Genomic DNA, 19,439 nt, shown 5'->3' on the forward strand with positions numbered 1-19,439 from the left:
ACTCATTCCGTCTCGAACGAATAAATCAAATCAAGCGCACTGGTCACACCGGATATTGCCTCTAAATACAGCTGTGGCCGTAACTTATAACGCAGCGTCAGCGTATTCACATCCTCAAAGACACTCATGCCATATTGAACAAAGAGATCAGGCCGCAGATAACCGCTAATCTGCACCTCGGTCCCTGAATCACCACTGCCTGTCGATAGTTGGAAATCACTGATACCCAATTTATCCGCCAAGCCGCCGACTCTCCCTTCACTACTCGCCAACGCCATCGCCAATGCAGCACTGCTCAACGCATTGCCCGAGCCCTTCTCGTCTGGACCGTGCCCCGTTAACAAGTACAGCAAGGCAGTATTCTCATCCATACTCGGCTCGGAGAACACTTTAACCTTCGGTCTTTCTGGTCGCCCCGTGACTCGCAGCCCGACAGTAATGTTCTCTCCGGAAATCTCCCGTATCGCCTCCAAGCTAATATCAGGGCTTGAGATAGGACCGTTAAACGCAAAACTCCCTTTACGCACTCGCAAGTCTTGCCCATAGGCCTGGTAGCTGCCCTCCGCGATACGTATTTCGCCAACGCCTCGTAAGTCGCCACTGCGACCGACACTGGCTTTTAAACCACCATCAAAGCGCAACTCAGCGCCGAAGCCTTTAAAGCGCACCTTATCGCCTAGGTGTACACCAACATGAATATCGTACTTCCATTTCGATGCCTCTGAACTCTCTTCATCGATATAGACCACATCACTACTCTCGCTGATCGCACTTTGCGGTAGATCCTTCATCTTAATATAGGCGCGCGGAACGTCCACCTTGCCCCTCAGCTCTAGATAGTGATCGCGAACGACAAGATGGAGCTCTGGTGACACACTCATATCCACCTCAGGCGGCAGCTGTAAGCGAAGCTCTTCACCCTCGACATTGAACTCAAACTGCCACTGATTATTCGGCCAAGTTAGCTTGCCATCGTAATGGGTCTTGCCCCCTCTCGTCGCTTCCAAAAAGCTGCCATCAAGGCTGGCTTTATTCGCGTCGAATGCAGCCACCAGCTTTAACTCCTTAATTGATACCGGCAACTTACGTCCACTGACGCGACCATCCGCCACCGATAGCTGACCTTTTAACAACGGCTTATCTAAACTACCCGAGAGGTCAATGCCGGCATTGATGTCCGCCTCAAACTCCTCAACCACAGGCGCCAGCCACATCAAGGGGGATAAGTTCAGGTGGGCTATCTCTAACCGCCCTTCTAACGACCGCTTATCGGCGAGGTCACGGACTTCGGCATTCGCCGTCAAGCGACCGTATTGCTTGCTCTGAAGGTTGAGATTCAAAGTGGCATTATTCTCTTTCACCAACAGCTGCCCCCCAAGGCGGTCTGCGACGAAATCAAGCTCGCCATCGGGCCTTTGCCACTTCGCCTCGGCGCCATCCATAACCAACTTAGCATCGATACCAAGCCCGCTTTTTACGCTCCTCTCAAGCTTGGCCTTAAAGCTGACCTTGCCGGATAAGTTCACCGTCTCATCCACCAAGTCATTGGCTCGAGCTAAATCGACACCTTCGACCACGACCTCGACAGGCTTTAATTCACCTCGATTAAAATCAACAGCCGTACTACATACGGATGTCGCCACCTCACCACTACGCTCTAGGCATAGTGGCGAAACAGTCACCACATCATGCGTCGAGGTCACACCAATCTTCACCGGAGCACGTAATCGCCATTGCTGCCTCTGCGACGTATAGCCATGGCTCAAATCCAGCTGCCGACATGCCCCCTGCCAAGCCAACGACTGAGTTAAGCTGCCATTACAAGCCAATCGTAAGTCAAGCAGAACGCTCGGCGGCTTATTCCCTTCATCACGCACCACATAATGCTGGTCCTGTGTTTTAGCCATCGAGCTCTTAACAGATAGATTATGTTGCGACCAGTTACCCGTTAAAATAACCTCACTGCCTTGAATAAGCTTCTCACCACTGTGAATGTTCTCAGCACTGATGCGTAGCTTGTTATTTCCCTGCTTCGCCAAACGCTGCAAGTGGCCTTCGAGTTTAAGCTTATCGACCATCAACTCATCGTAAAGTAAATTACTCACATTAATATCTGTAACGATATTTGGCTCCGCAAACGCCCCCGACAACTGCAGCGTCCCGTCAGCCTGCCCAGCCAACCCTGGCCACAGCTGATCCAACGCCGCCAGATTCAACTCCAACGCTAAATCTGTCACCGCCTGCTTAGGCTTGAAGTAATTCACCTTCCCCTTAAGGCCTGCTTGGTTATCACCCAATTTCACATTGAGTTTCGGCAACGTCAACAAACCATTATCGACCTGCTTCGCCTCAACGGCCAACGCAAAGGGCAGCTGATTAAACAGGCTGTCTTGCGCATTAGCCGTCAGGTCAAAGCTAAGCTGATCACCTTTAGGCAGAGAGCGATAACGCCCCTTACTTTGCAGTGTTAAATTAACTAACCCTGTATAAGGCTTACTATAACGATCCGTTACAACATCGTCAGCGTCACCCTCGAGCTGCCAGGAAAAACCTTTGGCAAAGCCCAACTGCCCCTTGAGTGCGACATTACCCTCTTCCGACTCCAACACAAGCTGCTCGACCTCCAACTGTTGCGTGCCGCCAAGCCAATGTAGGCGTGTCTGCAGAGAGGCTGGCACCCAATACTCACTCTCAAAATGACTGATTTGCAGCTGCATATCAATCTTCTCAAGACTTCCCGCGGCCTTTAACTTCGCATCACGCAACGACATGCTTGGAAGTGCTACTTTCAGATTTTGTTTCACCTCATCCGTCGCCAAGCTAGCTATACTAACCCCGACCTTAAAAGGTAGATGCTCTGCTAACGGCTCAATATCTCCGTTAAGATCAAGTTTGTAACGACCTGAAGAGCTCCCCTTCAACGCCAGCTTGCTCAGACTGCCCTTAGCATTCAACACCACCGCTGTCGCAAATGGGTTTTTCTCATCCAAGTCGAGCTGCAACGCCAATGGGTAGTCATCGTCCAAATTAATCTTACCCGATAGCGATAAGGGATAACCCCAGCCCTCTAGATCTAGGTGCTCAATATCAATACCGCTACCGAACCAGCTCGCTGCCAGCGTAATGTTGTTAATAGCAATGTTGGTCTCACCACGACGATAAACAAACTCATCCACCGCAAGTGAACGCAGTGTAATCGCTAACGGTGTGACGACAGCAGGTAAACCGCCATCTTGCTCAGACGCGGCTGTTTGCAATGGCTCGTTGGTCGCCGGTGTCAACGCCACAACAATACGCTCAGCCGCCAGTGACTTAATGTCCAACGCACCACGCAAAGCACCAAAAAGTCCCCAAGTGAGCTCGACCTTTTCGAGCAACACATTCACGCCATCGCTCTGCCACTGAATGTGATCAATAAAGGCACTGGTGCCGAGGCGCCCATGTACTCCAGTAATCGTCAGCTCATCCAGGCTGCTATCTGCGGCACTAAGGAGCGCAAGACTACCCGTTTCAGTTCGCAGCATCCAAACCACCAGCATCATAAGAACGATAACCAGTAATGCCAACCCTAAGGTTAATCTCCTCATCAAACGTGCAAACCACAAACTGTGGAAAACCACCTTCGCCATCATAGTGGCGGCCCCATGGCGATATGCAGCATCACTTGTGTATCAGGGTCATCAAGGGGGTGGGCAAGATCCACCCGAATCTGACCGATGGGCGACAACCACCTCACACCAAAACCCACCCCGGTACTAAACGGTTCATCGTTATTGGTATAGGCGCGGCCGGTATCGGCAAACGTGGCAATACGCCAGTTTTTCAGCACTCGATAGGATAGCTCAGCACTAAAAGTGTTCAGATAACTACCACCAACAATCACTCCCTTACTATCCCGCTCGGAAACGGACTCATAGGCATAGCCTCGAATGCTATTATCACCGCCGGCAAAGAAGCGCCTGGAGACAGGGACTTTAAGAATGTTATCGGTCTCGATAGCACCGAGCTCGCCCCTCAACAACAGCAACGTCTTGTGATTAATCAAAGGCATCAGCTGACGGTAGCTCACATACCCCTTCAGGAAAGCCACCTCGGCCCCTAAAGCACGAGAGCTGCCACGAAAATAGCTATCAAAGCGATGGCCACGAGCAGGATCTCTATTCTCCGGTATTTCACTATGCCCAAGGTTGAAGCCCGGCAACATATAGGCCGCATGATTGACATCTTCATCACCCTGGCGGTAATTTTCTAAATCAAACTCCCACGAATAACCGAACACCCAACCACTGTCGTGCTTATCGTAAAACGATATTGCCGAGGTCAACAACTCTGTCTCGCTGTCTTCAACATCCTTGACCTGATAACCGGTCGAAAGCTTAATATACTTATTCAACGGATGATGCCACGGGATATTGTAACTGGCCTCCAGCTCTTTCTTTGGCTTCGACCACTCAGAGTTAAAGCTGACACTGTGCCCCTTATTATTCACCAAACTCTTATCCCAACCGAAGCGCAGCCGGGTGCCATAATCAGTACTATAACCAACACCCACCTCATAACGGCTCTTGTTCGAGTCCTGTAATAAAACCCCCAGGTTTAAAGTGTGTGTCCCTCTAACAAGATCTCGCTCAATGTTCACTTCCTCGAAGTAATTCGTATCGAGAAGGTTTCGATTCACTTCCAGCAGTACGTCACGACTCACCAAGTCGCCACGTTTGAAAGGTATCAGTTGTTCCAACAGCTCATCGTCAAGCATGCTGCCAGCATAATTCACCTCACCAAAACGGTAACGCTGCCCAGACTCAAAAATTAAAACAGGCTGCCCGGTACCCGCTTCCCTATCGACCCGAAACTCACTCTTAGTGAACTTAGCATCGAAAAAGCCGTAATCATCGGCCAAAGATAACAGGTGCTGTTTATAGGCATCGTATTGCCGATGACTCAGTGGCTTCCCCGCCTTTAACTTACTGCGCTTTTGCGCCTTAGTAAAAGCCTGTATTTTCGCCGCATCGCCGTGAATCTCTAAGATAGGGTCAACAAACACCGCTCTTGGGCCGGGCCACACCGTCAGCATTAGCTTATGTTTGTGTTTATCGATGCGGTAATTGAATTGACTATGATAATAACCAATCGCACGAGCCGCACTGACGACTGCCTTCTCCAGCTGTTGTTGCAATAATTGGGGTTGCTCCAGCTGCTCCTCATTAAGCTTGCCAATATGAGCCAGTATATTGTCTCCGAGGGTATCACTCGTCCCCTCTATCGAGACTTTAACTTTATGTGTCTTTGCCTCACTCACTGGCGAAAAAGTCACCAACAGAGAAAGCAACAGAATAACCGGCCCAGATACCCACAGCTTCGCCAAGCTACAAGTCATTCGCGAGATGAGCATAGAACATAATTGGCGAGAACCCTTCAGCAAATAACCTACCCCTAATACATTTATCTAGCTCCATTATATGCCGGAAGTTGGCTCGCTTAATAGCGCTTCTCTACTATGGTAAGGTATTGATTAATTGCCTCATATCAACGTGGAGAATGTTTCCCTTGTCAAGCAGATAATTAGCCGCCAAAACCAGCTAAATGGAATCAACGAAAGAGACTAACAAGGCGTAAAACCTAGCTTGAAGTGATCTGGAAAAAAACCACCCTCAGTCTCAATCGGCGCCATCGCCCGCAGGTCCGGCAGTAGTAGTAGGTGCCGCACCATCACCGGCACCATCAAATCCGCAACCCTCTCCCCTACGCAACGATGCTGACCATACCCCATATGTAAATAGTGTTCGGCTGGGCGGTCAACACGAAAGTCACGTGGGCGATCCAACGCACGCCCATCATGCATCGCGGACTGCACAGCAATCAAAACCTTACTGCCACGATTAATGGTACGCCCTTGCGCAAGATGAATATCACTCGCACAGAAGCGAGTCACTACCGGCGACAAAGGCTGAAAACGCAGTGCCTCCCAGCAATACTTCAACAACAAGCTGTCATCCCCCGCCACCGCTACTCGCTTAGCCGCTGCGAAAGTCTTCGGCCGCAATAGCAGCTGATTAATAATGTGCACAACCGCCTTAGAGGATGTCTCCACGGTACCAATCAACATCCCCGCCATATTGCTAACGATACATTCGCGGTTGAAACCATTATCAAACTTCATCCGCAACAATCGGCTCAAGACATCTTCTGCCTGCCCCCCTGCATCAATCAACAGCTGCCGCTGAGGTATTAACTCACGCAGGTAAGCACGCAACTCCCTCCCTGCAACAACACTGCGCCGGTGTATTTCAGGGTCATTTCTATGATTAAAAAAAATGTCACGCTGAGTGTCTCGCGCCCAGCGAAACATCGATCGCTCAAGCTCCGCTGGTGGATATCTGGTCGTCGCAAAGCCAAAGTAACTCGCCGCCATCAACACCGGCACTCGACGTGAATAGCTAGGGACTAAATCTATTTCGCCTCGCTGCCGACACTCATCGATTATCTTGCGACACCGGTCCTCCACCAGCAGCCTGATTGTCACCGCGTCGTCACAGCGCATCACCTGCTGCATGATGGCCTTATCTCGATGATTCTCGACACAGTCATCACGACCAAGCATAAACGCCCCCACTGAGCGCTCTATTTTCTCCGCCGTTACCACGCGTAGCGATGAGGGCTGGCTTAACGCCTGCAGGACATCTTCATAACGCGTCACAACAACTAGGTTACTCCGCTTTAAATACAACAGTGGACAAACCGAACGCAACACTGCAAAAAAAGCGTTCGTTTTTTTCAGCAACAAGAACATAAACACTTTGTTCAGAATAGAAGCACGGTTTTGCTTCTTTACCTCGATACCGGAGGTAATATTTGTTTGCTCAACACTCATTTTATTGTTTTCTCAGTAAACCTGTTCCAATCGACCGAGCACCGTGCGCCAACAGCAGTATTAACCCAACTTACTCTTTTCGCCTGCCACAGGCCGACTCCATAGCGCTGATAATGCATACCTTTCCTCTTTATGGCTAGCACCACCGGGGGAGTAATACATTGCTTTTTAAAGACGGAAACCCAGTACTAATAACTGACGCCACTCACCTCAACAGTTGTCTAACCCCCTCTCAACAGACAAGCAACAAGCTTACTTACCAGTATACAAGAGAATAAAGAGGTACCGCGAAAAGACAATAAAGAGTGACTTTACAAGGCGCTAGCATAAACCAAAGTTTTATCAACCAAAGTGTTTACCAACTGACCAAAGGTTGAGCCACCTAGAGTTAACGCTTTTTCTATATCTCGAGTAGGTACAAGTACTTAGATGGCTAAACAGGTGTTTAGCGGCGACCAATAAACTATAGCTTTCTCAGCTAACGTTGAGGAAGATCAAGCTCAAACTTAATCAGGAGAGTATATTCACCGCCATTCCACGAGCCGCTTAACATTCTGTAAATGTTTACGGTAGCGAGATAGAAATTTTTAAACTAACTCGAAAGTATAGGAGCAGGTCTATGACGACTTCTGCTACAGCCTCCCCCGCCACTACGGCAGCAACATCAACCAAACTGGCTAAATGGAACAAGCGCGATTCCTCTTGGTTGCTCAGTCTATTTGGTACGGCAGTCGGTGCCGGTGTTTTATTTCTACCTATTAATGCGGGTCTTGGCGGAATCTGGCCGCTCATCTTCGTTACGATCTTAGTCGGCCCCATGACGTATTATGCTCACCGCGGCCTCTCTCGTGTTGTTCTTTCCGCTAGTAACCCCAACGGCACGATCATTGATGCCGTCGTTGAGTTTTTCGGGCCAAAAGCTGGCGCCATTATTACAATAGGGTACTTCTTAGCGATCTACCCTATCGTCATGATCTACGGCATCAGTATCACGAACACCGTATCAAGCCTCATGGTGCATCAGCTACATATGGCTGAACCATCACGCGCCATACTGAGCTTTGTCCTGGTCTTCGGCCTAACCTCTGTTTTAGTCGCCGGCGAGAAGCTAGTCCTCAAGGTCAACTCAATGATTGTCTACCCTCTCATTGTGGTCTTGTTCGGTATTTCTGTGTACCTCATCCCGCAGTGGACCAGCGCACAGTTTGATGTCACGCCTACCGCTAGCAGCTTCATCACTACTGTCTTCATCACTATTCCAATTTTGGTTTTCGCTTTCAACCACTCGCCTATCGTCTCTTCATTCTCTAGCGCCTACCGTAAAGAGCTCGGTGACGATGCTGAGGCCTATGCTTCTCGTGTACTAAAGCGTAACGCTGGTATCCTACTGATCTTCGTTATGTTCTTCGTCTTCTCTTGTGTTTTCACACTGAGCCCTAGCGACCTACAAGCGGCGAAGTCAGCAAACATTCCGGTCTTATCAGTCTTCGCTCAGAGCGCTGACAACCAACTCTTTGCTTGGTTAGCACAAATCATCGCAATCATTGCCATCACCAGCTCATTTTTTGGCCACTTCATGGGTACCGCAGAAGGTCTGAAAGGCTTCATGGTTGAACGCATCAAGGCGAAGAATCCTGAGGCACCAATCAATCACAAGAAACTCGATCGCATCGGTATTGCCTTCATTACATTGACTGTCTGGGCTGTAGCCTATGCCAACCTCAGCGTCATCGACATGATCAGCAACATCGTTGCACCGATTCTAGCGCTGATCCTGTTCATCATGCCGGTTATCGCGACACGCAAAGTACCAGCAATGGCCAAGTACAAAAGCGCCGCGGACATTTTTACCTTTATCATGGGCGGACTTGCTATCGCTGGCCTCGTAGTAACCACCTTCTTCTAAACCTAGAAACTGGTTATATACACGCAAGATAAAGTACTTAAGGCCTCGGTTAATACTCATTTTAATCGAGGCTTTTTTAGTAAACAATATGTAAAAACTTCTTCGTAAGTTACGGGTGAGTACAATGACTTTAAGCGTCTTCGATATTTTCAAAACCGGCATCGGTCCTTCCAGCTCTCACACAGTAGGTCCTATGTGGGCGGGCCACCGCTTCGTTAACGAGCTGCGTGACAAGGGGATTATCAATAGTGTCTCCTCTGTACGCGTTGGCCTCTACGGTTCATTAGCCCTCACAGGTATCGGACACGGCACAGATAAAGCGACTATTCTTGGCTTAGCCGGTTATCAGCCCGACCTTATCGACCCTGATGAGGCCGATCGTGTCTTTGAGGAGGTGAAAAATAGCGGCAAGCTATTGTTCGGCGGCGAAAAGGAGATGGCTTTTAACTACGACAGCCAGATGGTCTTCCATATGGGCGAAACACTGCCTGAGCACCCCAATGCTATGCGCATCTATGCCAGCGATCAAAACGGCATCGTCGTATACTACAAGACCTACTTCTCGATTGGCGGTGGTTTCATTGTCTGTGCCGACGGCCTTAACCCGAACCATGAAAGTCAACAGGACCAAGGGCCGAGCGTTCCCTATAGCTTCGCCAACGCAGAGGAACTCGTGCAACTCTGCAAAGATAACGAACTGACTATCGCAGAGCTAATGTATGCCAATGAACTGGCACTGCACGACTGCTCGCGTGAAGATATCGACACACGCCTCGACAACATCTGGTCGGTCATGGATGCCTGTGTCGAGCGCGGGCTAACACAGCGCGGCACCATGCCTGTCAGTGGCATGAAGCGCCGCGCCGCCGACATCCATGAGAAACTCGTCGCCCACCCGGAAGCCATGCTTAGCGACCACTTCGCCATCATGGACTGGGTGACTCTGTTTGCCATGTCTGTTAACGAAGAGAATGCCTGCGGCGGCCGCGTCGTCACCGCGCCAACCAACGGGGCAGCAGGTGTTATCCCGGCAGTTATCTCCTACTATAAGCGCTTCCTTAAGGGCGCCAACCAGCAGGGCATCCGTGATTTCCTGTTAACCTCCGCTGCAATTGGCACACTCTACAAGATGAACGCTTCGATCTCAGGCGCCGAAGTAGGCTGCCAGGGTGAGGTAGGTGTCGCCTGCTCGATGGCCTCTGCAGGCCTTGCTGCCGTCAAGGGCGGCACTATCGACCAGATAGAAAATGCCGCCGAGATCGGTATGGAGCATCACCTCGGTATGACCTGCGATCCGATCAACGGCCTTGTACAGGTGCCTTGTATCGAGCGTAACAGTATGGGGGCGATCAAATCAATCACTGCCAGCCGTATCGCGCTTCGCGGCGATGGTGAGCACGAAGTATCACTCGATAGCGTCATCGAAACGATGTACCGCACCGGCATGGATATCCAGGCAAAATATCGAGAGACCTCTCAGGGTGGCCTAGCCCTTTACGCCCACAAGCATAAGGTTGCCTGCTAAACCTGCACCGCAGGAGCTTGCTCCCCCACGACGCACGTAAGTGCTAGAAACCAGCCGTACTTTGTACCGCTGGTTTTTTTATGCCCATCGTTTTAGCACTCGACGAATTTGACTGCCATCACTGGCGAACGACCTGTTTTGCACCTAGCCTTAATCACATTGACAGCTGCAAAATAAATACACTATGCACTGCATCACTCAACATCGCCTCTGGCCGATCTCGCCATGAAAGCCTGCTTAACAATATGCATTGGCTTCACCCTTGCTTTTACGCTGGCCAGCAGCAGCCAGGCCGACGAATACGCCATCATCACACTGAACCAAAGCATTCCAAAAATCAGTCGTGCCAAAGCCAAAATGATCTACACAGGCAAGATTCGCGCAATCAAATCAGTCGGTCGTGTACAGCTGATGGACTGGCAGTACAACACTACAGAACGCGCCGCTTTCTACCGTAAGCTGACCAACAAATCGATGGCACAAATAAACAGTTTATGGGCTAGCGCTGCCTTTTCTGGTAGAGCGACGCCACCTATCCCATTGCAAGATACCAGCCCAAAGGCGATCGAGGCATGGCTCCTAAAACATCACAACGGCATCGCTTATGTCCCACGCAAAGACATCCCGACTAACAGTAAAGTTCTTCTAATTGTTGAGTGATCTTATGACTAGACAACATCTCATCACAACAACCAGCTTTATATTCGGGCTCCTGCTAGCCCCCTCTAGCGTCGCCATTGAATTTGCCGACGAACAATTGAGACTTTCAGGCTTTGCCACCTTCAGCCTCAGCACCAGCGACAACAAAACCCCCTATTACCCCAACCGCGCTATCGACGATGAGCGTTGCTACGACTGCGATGCCACGGTAGGACTACAACTTGACTTTCAAGCCCATAAAAACATTCAGCTCTCTGCGCAAGTCGTTAAACGCCCCGAGGACGATTACTCACACCCTGCGATAGAGTGGCTCTACGCCGACTGGCAAGCCACCGACCTATTCAGCCTCCGTTTGGGCAGGCTACGCACGCCCACTTATATGACCTCTGAATATTATTATGTTGGCAACGCCTACCCCTGGGTGCGCCCTACCTCCGAAGTCTATAGCCGCCAACTGGGTGTCACCTCATACGATGGCATTGAGTTACGTTACCTCTGGCAACCCAATGATCAAATCAATATCTCCTTTCGCCCTTTTTTCAGCCCACATAACAGTACTGACATCGACCTTATCAAACAGCGCTGGAATGTTCGCTACGACGACCTCATCGGCGGCGTCATAGAACTTGAAGCTGAAAACTTAACGCTTCGCTATCACCACTCAGAAACCACCGTTGGCATTGATGTTGAGTTCACGGCCTCCAATACATTCGTACAGTACCCTGACTTTTCATACAAAAACGACACCGTAGGCGCCATCTACACACTGGACAATATCGACTTCTGGGCCGAGTACCAGCGCGATAGAGACTATGACAGCTTTTATATTGCTACAGTCTGGCACCTGAACGACTTTAGTCCCTATATTAACTACGCGGAAGGCCGTGACACCGCACTGCACCAGAAAGCTTCTCGCAGTCTAACCCTCGGCTTACGCTACGAGCTTCCCTACAAGATTTCACTAAACCTTGAAGGCACGCGCAGCGAGAACCTCATCACGCCACAGGGCATTATGAGTGCGCCACGCGGTCAATTCGTCTACAGCAACTGGGCGTTTGTCAACTCACCCAGTACAGACGATCCCGCTGCCGGCGACTGGGTTGAAAACACTTCATCAACCGTCAACATACTGACTCTAGCGTTGAACTGGAACTTTTAATCAAGGCGATTCTATTATTAGGCGGTAGAAAATACCGACTTAATCTCGTCTAATATCACCGGATCGTCGATCGTCGCAGGAACAACATAATCACTACCATCGGCAATATGGCGCATCGTTGCACGTAATATCTTCCCTGATCGTGTTTTCGGAAAACGCTCAACGACCTTGAGGCTACGGAAACTCGCAACCGGACCAATCTTATCCCGCACCAGCTGAACAACCTCACTCTCTAGCTCTGCATCAGCAATTATCTCGCCAGCCTTAAGTACCGCAAGACCTATCGGCTGCTGCCCCTTGATGGCACATTGCACTCCAATGACGGCACACTCGGCCACACTATCATGACTGGCGATAACCTCTTCCATCGCTCCGGTCGACAATCGGTGGCCAGCAACATTCATCACATCATCAAGGCGCCCCATCACGTAAACATAGCCATCCTCGTCGATAAACCCCGCATCGCCTGTCGCATAGTAACCCGGAAACTCGCTCAGATAACCATCAACAAAGCGCTGATCATCTTGCCAAAGCGTCGTCAAACAGCCTGGAGGAAGAGGGAGCTTAATGGCCAGCGCACCACTCTCCCCTGCGGCAACGGGCAAACCATCGTGACCTAACACCTCTATATTGAAGCCCGGTACCGCTTTCGCAGAGCTGCCGTGTTTGATCTTTAACAACCCCAAGCCAAGACAATTAGCCACTTGTGGCCAGCTTGTCTCAGTCTGCCACCAATGATCAATTACCGGCACCTGCAGTATCCTTTCCGCCCATTGCAGCGTATCTGGGTCAGCACGCTCACCGGCGAGAAATAAGGCCCTCAGGCTTGAGGTGTCATAGCTCTGCAACCGCTCTGCACGAGGGTCTTCCTTTTTAATCACCCGAAAGGCTGTCGGTGCGGTGAAAAGCGTCTTAACTTGATGCTGCTCGATAACCCGCCAAAACGCACCGGCATCTGGGGTCCCCGTAGGCTTACCTTCGTACATGACCGTTGTATTACCATTGAGTAGCGGCCCATAAACAATGTAAGAGTGCCCCACCACCCAGCCCACATCAGAGGCCGCCCAATAGACCTCACCGGGCTCAGCACCATAAACGTTTTTCATCGACCAGTGCAGCGCCACCATATGGCCACCGTTATCACGAACAACCCCCTTCGGCGTGCCCGTGGTGCCAGAGGTATATAATATATAAAGCGGGTCTGTTGCCGCTACCGGCAAACAGTCACGCTCATCTGCCTCTGCCTGTAACGTTTCCCAACAATTATCACGCCCTTCGAACAACTCCGCTTTCGAATCCTCTCGTTGATAGATAACACAGTGCTCTGGAGGATGTTCGACTAACCCTATTGCCGTATCGAGTAGCGGCTTATAATGTACTGTCCTGGTCGGTTCAATGCCGTGCGAGGCTGATAATATGACCTTCGGTCTCGCATCATCGATACGTTTAGCCAGCTCCTCTGCAGCAAAACCACCAAACACCACAGAGTGAATCGCCCCAATACGGGCACAGGCCAGCATGCCTATCGCAGTCTGGGGAATCATCGGCATATAAATAACCACGCGATCCCCCTTCGTCACACCTAAAGCAGCCAACACACCAGCAAACCGTGAAACCTGCTCCTGTAGCTCTCGATAGGTCAAGGTTTGCACACGGCAGGTCACTGGGCTGTCATAGATGATCGCCGTCTGATCACCGCGGCCATTATTGACGTGGCGATCGACACAGTTATAACAAGTATTAGTCTCAGCACCGGTAAACCAGCGATTAAAAGGGGATTCACTAACATCAAGTACTTGATCCCAGCTTTTATACCAATGTAGATCTGATGCCGCCTCTGCCCAGAATTGCTCTGGCTGTTGCTGCCATCGATGATAAACCGACGAATAATCGCTATCTAGCATGTGAAAGTCCTTTTCATTTTCTATTTTCAAGCACGCCACATTCTACGCAGCCGATTTTACTGCCGCCAGTGTTTTCTCCCACACCCCCAGAACATCAACGGGCTATCATCACGGCACAGACGAAGCCTTCCTGTGCCGCCGCCTCTAAGCTATATATAGCGGACTCTACAATAGAAGACCCGCTACAAATCCCGTTATTTAGCCAATTGACTAATCAGGTAGTCTAAGCCGCCAGTGATGGCTGCGACCTGCGCCACAATACAGTTCTCATCATCAACACGAGGGCTATCCGGATACACCTCTGTCGTCGTGGTATAGGGCGCATCGGCTAGCCCTGTACACAACCCCAACGACTTCACGGCGTATTCAATCACACCCGCCTGGGAAATAGGTACATCAAGAATCATCCCCGCCTCATCAGCTGGCGCGATATGCGTTACCTTGCTCACCGAATCAATAATCGCCTTTTGGAACTCCGGCGTCGGCTGAGCACTGTTATCGACAAGATAAAAACCATCCGGTATGCCACCGTAAGTTACGCCCACCTTACCATCGCGGGCATCAACCGCGGGCCTAAACTCAGTATCATCCGTATCAGTAGTTTCATGCAAATCAATATGCGCAGTAATCTTGCTCTTGAGTGAGGCGACAAAGTCCATCAGTGCCGCCGACTCAGCCGCCGGGCTACCCTCGTAAAAAGAACGATTCGGATCGATCGCGTTAGGTGTCCAACGATTGATCGTTTCATACCCCCAAGGGCTCAGACAGGGTGCCACAACAATATTAAAGTGCTGACTGTAGGATTGAGCCTTCGTTGCCAAGAAACGCAGGGCACCCTGCACGCCACTAGTCTCATAACCGTGAACACCACCGGTCACTAATACGGTTTCCCTATCGGATTGCCACTGACGGCTTTTGAGCGCAAATAACGGATAGTCTTCATCGCTGTACGACAGCAGACCATACTGTTCGACATCGAACTCCTCTCTGAGCTGCTCAATCTTTTCAACCACTTCGGCCCGGTAGGAGCGCTTAACGGTTTGCTGAGTTAGCCAAGCCTGTCGCTCTGTCGCGCCCCATTTTTGACCTGGCACACCAACTGGATAGGTTTTTATGTCGTTCATTGTATTGCCCCTCAAGGGATAGAGAGTGATCGAGTCGCTTTGAGTCTGCTCCCAACAGCGCCCTCATAAACGCATCATACTACTCTCCTACTTCGACCTTTAGAACAGCTGAAACATGAGCAAATGATAATGACTTAGCGATCTAAAATCCCCACAAGCATCAACCCTGAGGCACAATCAAGGTGCAATATTGACGACAATCAAAGGAACAAAAAACAATAAAAACGTCATATCGAGCGACTCGCCGTTAACCTTAACCTTAAAAGAACACAACCATTCATCATCAGTGTTAGAATCATCACTTCCTCGCGGTTAATAAAAACACTGGATAATCGCCCTGCGGTTTTTTCACAACACTCACCTGCCTGCACGCAACCAGCTTAAAGCCCGCGCACTTTGCTAATTTACGAAATTTCTCTGGGTCGAATCCCGCATGAAATACCCCTGTATCTTCAGCATGAAAGCTACCATCTTCCGTCACTAAGTCAGCAATGGCGATAAAACCTCCCTCCTCCAACATCGAATAAAACTTCACGAGTACTGCTTCAACATCCTCAATATGGTGCATCGTCATAGAAGAAATAATGCCATCAAATTTCTGCGGACAATTAGATTGCGTTAAATCCAGCGTGACAATATCCAGTTCACAATCAATACGGCTTCGCTTGGCATCGAGCTGCTGATTCATTGCCACTGAGATATCCAGGGCTGTAATTTTTTTTACACTCGGAGCTACGCGTTCTAACAACAACCCAGTACCTGAGCCAAAGTCTAGTAGCTCCATATCACCCGACAGCTCTGTTGACGCCAGTATTGCCGCCGCAATATTGCGTACATTGTTGACACGATGACTCACCGTTTCATAGCTACCCGCTTTATTCTTAAAATAATCCCCCATCATTACTCCTCCATGATAATCGCCATCAATCCGTTAGACTTACCCTTCTTTCAAGTACAACACGCAATATCGTAGAGTGAAATAGATAAGTCAATAATTCAAGTTTCTGCCGCAACGGACTGATAACGAATAAAGTGCATCGGCAGGTCAACATCGACCTCTGTCTGATGCTGAAAATCACCGTCAGTGAGTTCAGCTATTACTTTCAGCCAAAAACCTAGCGCCGACTTATTCTCATGCAAAACGCGAGTCAGCCATGGCCCGGGATATAGAGCAACAGACTGTTTAAACGCTTCCCGACCAACCCCTTTGCCCTCAAACTTTCTCAAAACAAAAAACTGCCCGATATCATAGTTGGATTCTTCGTCTGGATAGCGTCTAAGCAGGGAAAAACCCGCGATTTCACCCTGATATTGAATCAGGTAAGGATGGTTATCAGGCTCACTCCAGTATTCATCTAACAAGGATAAATTAACGTCATACTCACCGTTTTTATTAACCCTCCAACCCATAAAAACAGCCATATCATAAAGGTAATAACGAAATAGGTTTTCAACGATCCCGCGCCCACTAACTTGAGCTGATATTAGCTTTACAGTCATCACACCCTCTTATTTTCAAGCCTCACAACAAGGCGACACCTTGTCTACTGTGTCGCCATCAAGGAAGTTTAAAAAGCACCCTTGAAACGCAGTTTTATTAATATGCCATTATAAAATGCCTAAACATTCTCTCGTCAATTAGTTCGCTTTCTCCCAAACGGTTCGAATAGTCTCCGTCAAAAAACCAACCGCCTTACAGTTGCTAGCACTCACTGTCTTCGGCATGACATCCGTTAATAGGTATCCCACACCTAGCTTTTCAGCATCCTGTATCCGCGCATGCAACAAGGCCGTTTGACACCCTCTCCCTCTATACTTCTCTTGAGTATAAGCATTGGCTAAGGTTGCTGTTTTTTCGTCAATAAATGAGGTTGCCCAAGCACAAGGAATATCACCGACAAACGCCACAAAGCAGCGAAACACCTCAGTACAATAGAGGTGTCGCTTTGCCTGCCAGGTCTCATCACTGCAACTCAAACCTGACGTTTTAAGCAACGCTAAAAACTCATCAGCCCTTTCAACTGACAACATTTCCACTCTAACGCCATCCTTAAAACCTACAGGGCTATATGTCCCTATATCCATAACCAAAAACTCATGCGAGTAAGATGGCCTATATTCACAACCTATCAGTACCTTAGAAAGGTTATAAGCAACAGCATCAGGCTCAACAGAGATTTCCGGCGGGGTATCTTCATGATAACATTCTAAAATATCTTCAATCTGCGCCGCGGCGCTTGAGCGATGTATGATCAACTGGTTATCATAGCGACGTGTCGGGTCAATATAAGAGGTTAACTCTGGAAGATCTGCTATTTTAAGCTCGCTAGGCAGATTCGTCGACAGTGTGCGAGCATTATTAAAACGAAAGTATGATGTATAAGCATTCCTTAATAAATCAGGGCTTTTTATCATTCATTATCCTTGTATCAATTAATTTAAATATCATTCATTTTTAGTATATCAAGCCTCCTTAGCGTACCGCACATCCCTTTAATAATCTTTCGTTTCCTACTAAATTCAAGGTTATGCACATATAAACAAGGTTTGGCTTAGTTACACAGTAGTACAGCGTTTCACTGTTTTTCTAAAGTAAATTTCTTTTTATTAAATCAATACACTTCAATCATCGTACTACTTAACAACACCACGAATTGCCTGCCCACCCCCTCAGCTTTTTCATGAAATAAACTATTCACCCAAGGAAAGGCCTAACTATACAGCGGCGAGTTTTCCCTGCGAGACTCATTACCTCCCATAAGAAAATTAAAAGCTCCCATAACACCATGAAAACTGAATAGCTGCCGCTAAAAGATGACACAAAGCCAACAACACCTACACCTGACGTACGTTTATAAACAATTATTGAGTGGGAACTTTTTCTGTTTCTCGACTATCTATTGCTCTATTATCAGCAGCAGAATATTACCCCTGTCAGGCGTAACAAGTACGAATGACAATGACGACGAGTAAGCAAACAATGCGTAACCCTATACAGACGACACTATTCCTTAGTGGCTTATGTAGCACGCTTTGGGGCTGTGGCAGCCTAACAGAGCAACAACAGCCAAACGAGGCCGGCAAAAACATCGCCGATACAACTACCTACAACATTACTCTATCAGCAGACAATCCTTATGCCGCCAGAGTAACCGCTGACACCTCAACACTAACGAGCTTCGAGCTACAACCTCCACGAAGCAACCAGCGCGTTGAGAATAAGCTCCACCCTACCTTCTATTGTGATGATAAACCTATTGCATTAGGCACACAGCCCCGCACCGTCAGCTGTAAACAGCTTCGCTGGTCGATCTTCTTTAAACCACGCCCAGAGCTCGGGGTTAACCCCGCAGCCCAACAAAATATTGTCTCGGCGACGTCTTCCCCGTGGTGGCTAATTACCGAGTGGGATAGCCTGCCTCGAATAGCCAACGTCAAAGGCACACAGGTATGCGCAACATTCGGCAAAGAGCAGCATTGTAAGCCCTTCCCTACAACTGACCAGCCCCCTCTCTTTATGAGTGTCGGCAATCAGCTCAAAGAGTACTCTCTCGGCACACTTGACGTCACACTTTACTCCGAGCTAGAGAAAGAAAAGGCAGACGAACTCATGCATAAGTTTGTCGAAATTAGCCAATACTTATATGAGGTGTTCCCTAGCAACGACTCGCCAAGCGACAACGATAACAGCTGGGAGCTAACTTGGCTAACTAAGGAGAAAAGCTCAGGTCATTACGGCGGTGCAGCCGGCTATCACAGCTTCATGGCCAACTATTTACAGGAAAACGGTCAGCCAACGGCAGAGAGTGATGCCATATTACTGCGCATATCCGCTCACGAGTCTGTCCATGTGATTTCTCGCTTGAAGTTACCGGGCTGGGCCGAAGAAAGTCTACCGCAATACTATGCCTTCAAAGCGCTCAATAAGTTGTCGGTTGATGATATGACCGCACTACAGTTTTGGCAGCAGACAAAGGAGAAAACACCACACTCGCAGGACTCTCTTTATCAAGCCGAACAGCAGATCGAAGAAAATCACGACATGTCATACTTCCCACTTGTCTACGGTAAGGGAGCCGCCTTCTGGAACGAAGTCGATAACGCATTACAGCGCAATGGAGAAGACTTAGATAGCTATATCAGTCAGCTAGATCAACAGGAGTTCAGAGAGGGTAAATTGCCTACTGCTTTTGAGACCAGCCTGCAGAATGGCATCGGCGTAAAAGCCTGGAAAAAAATAAAGAGCGACTACTTACTTGCTAACAGTGAGCCTGTCGCTAGCTAGCAGTC

The 19,439-nt window shown here is 49.1% G+C and carries 13 protein-coding genes; 5 read left to right on the top strand and 8 right to left on the bottom strand.

Going from position 1 to position 19,439, the window contains the following annotated elements:
- Window positions 1-2 precede the first annotated feature (2 nt).
- From EDC56_RS02390 to EDC56_RS02400, 3 genes are all read right to left on the bottom strand, one after another.
- A complete protein-coding gene (locus EDC56_RS02390; RefSeq protein WP_123710923.1) occupies window positions 3-3,632 on the bottom strand; it encodes a translocation/assembly module TamB domain-containing protein in 3,630 nt (1,209 codons plus the stop codon).
- Window positions 3,629-5,392 (bottom strand): autotransporter assembly complex protein TamA, encoded by a 1,764-nt coding sequence (locus tag EDC56_RS02395; protein ID WP_123710924.1) that lies wholly within the window; start codon window positions 5,390-5,392, stop codon window positions 3,629-3,631. The genes EDC56_RS02390 and EDC56_RS02395 overlap by 4 nt, the downstream gene beginning before the upstream one ends.
- Window positions 5,393-5,602: 210 nt before the next feature.
- A complete protein-coding gene (locus EDC56_RS02400) occupies window positions 5,603-6,871 on the bottom strand; it encodes a cytochrome P450 (protein ID WP_123710925.1) in 1,269 nt (422 codons plus the stop codon).
- 619 nt (window positions 6,872-7,490) lie between these two features.
- Here EDC56_RS02400 and EDC56_RS02405 point away from each other — a divergent pair.
- The 4 genes from EDC56_RS02405 (at window position 7,491) to EDC56_RS02420 (ending at window position 12,121) form a co-directional block, all read left to right on the top strand.
- Window positions 7,491-8,777: an SLC5/6 family protein gene (locus EDC56_RS02405; RefSeq protein WP_123710926.1), complete on the top strand. Its 1,287-nt coding sequence runs from the start codon at window positions 7,491-7,493 to the stop codon at window positions 8,775-8,777.
- Window positions 8,778-8,901: 124 nt separating this feature from the next.
- Window positions 8,902-10,302, top strand: coding sequence for an L-serine ammonia-lyase (locus tag EDC56_RS02410; RefSeq protein ID WP_123710927.1), 1,401 nt, complete (start codon window positions 8,902-8,904; stop codon window positions 10,300-10,302).
- A gap of 225 nt (window positions 10,303-10,527) precedes the next feature.
- On the top strand, window positions 10,528-10,962 hold the full coding sequence (locus EDC56_RS02415) for a hypothetical protein (protein WP_123710928.1): 435 nt from the start codon (window positions 10,528-10,530) through the stop codon (window positions 10,960-10,962).
- A 4-nt stretch (window positions 10,963-10,966) separates the two neighbouring features.
- Window positions 10,967-12,121: a hypothetical protein gene (locus EDC56_RS02420; RefSeq protein ID WP_123710929.1), complete on the top strand. Its 1,155-nt coding sequence runs from the start codon at window positions 10,967-10,969 to the stop codon at window positions 12,119-12,121.
- Between the two features lie 17 nt (window positions 12,122-12,138).
- Here the strand turns inward: EDC56_RS02420 and EDC56_RS02425 are convergent, their stop codons facing one another.
- From EDC56_RS02425 to EDC56_RS02445, 5 genes are all read right to left on the bottom strand, one after another.
- Complete coding sequence (locus EDC56_RS02425) at window positions 12,139-14,025, bottom strand: propionyl-CoA synthetase (RefSeq protein WP_123710930.1); 1,887 nt, start codon at window positions 14,023-14,025, stop codon at window positions 12,139-12,141.
- Between the two features lie 194 nt (window positions 14,026-14,219).
- Window positions 14,220-15,149, bottom strand: coding sequence for a M14 family metallopeptidase (locus tag EDC56_RS02430; protein ID WP_123710931.1), 930 nt, complete (start codon window positions 15,147-15,149; stop codon window positions 14,220-14,222).
- A 298-nt stretch (window positions 15,150-15,447) separates the two neighbouring features.
- Window positions 15,448-16,050, bottom strand: coding sequence for a class I SAM-dependent DNA methyltransferase (locus tag EDC56_RS02435; protein ID WP_123710932.1), 603 nt, complete (start codon window positions 16,048-16,050; stop codon window positions 15,448-15,450).
- A gap of 95 nt (window positions 16,051-16,145) precedes the next feature.
- Window positions 16,146-16,649 (bottom strand): GNAT family N-acetyltransferase, encoded by a 504-nt coding sequence (locus EDC56_RS02440; protein WP_123710933.1) that lies wholly within the window; start codon window positions 16,647-16,649, stop codon window positions 16,146-16,148.
- Between the two features lie 138 nt (window positions 16,650-16,787).
- Complete coding sequence (locus tag EDC56_RS02445; protein WP_123710934.1) at window positions 16,788-17,564, bottom strand: GNAT family N-acetyltransferase; 777 nt, start codon at window positions 17,562-17,564, stop codon at window positions 16,788-16,790.
- 544 nt (window positions 17,565-18,108) lie between these two features.
- On the opposite strand from EDC56_RS02445, the gene EDC56_RS02450 reads away from it, so the two are divergent.
- On the top strand, window positions 18,109-19,434 hold the full coding sequence (locus tag EDC56_RS02450; protein ID WP_123710935.1) for a hypothetical protein: 1,326 nt from the start codon (window positions 18,109-18,111) through the stop codon (window positions 19,432-19,434).
- The last annotated feature ends 5 nt before the right edge of the window (window positions 19,435-19,439 follow it).

Source organism: Sinobacterium caligoides (genome assembly GCF_003752585.1).
In the GTDB taxonomy this organism is placed as follows: Bacteria; Pseudomonadota; Gammaproteobacteria; order Pseudomonadales; family Sinobacteriaceae; genus Sinobacterium; species Sinobacterium caligoides.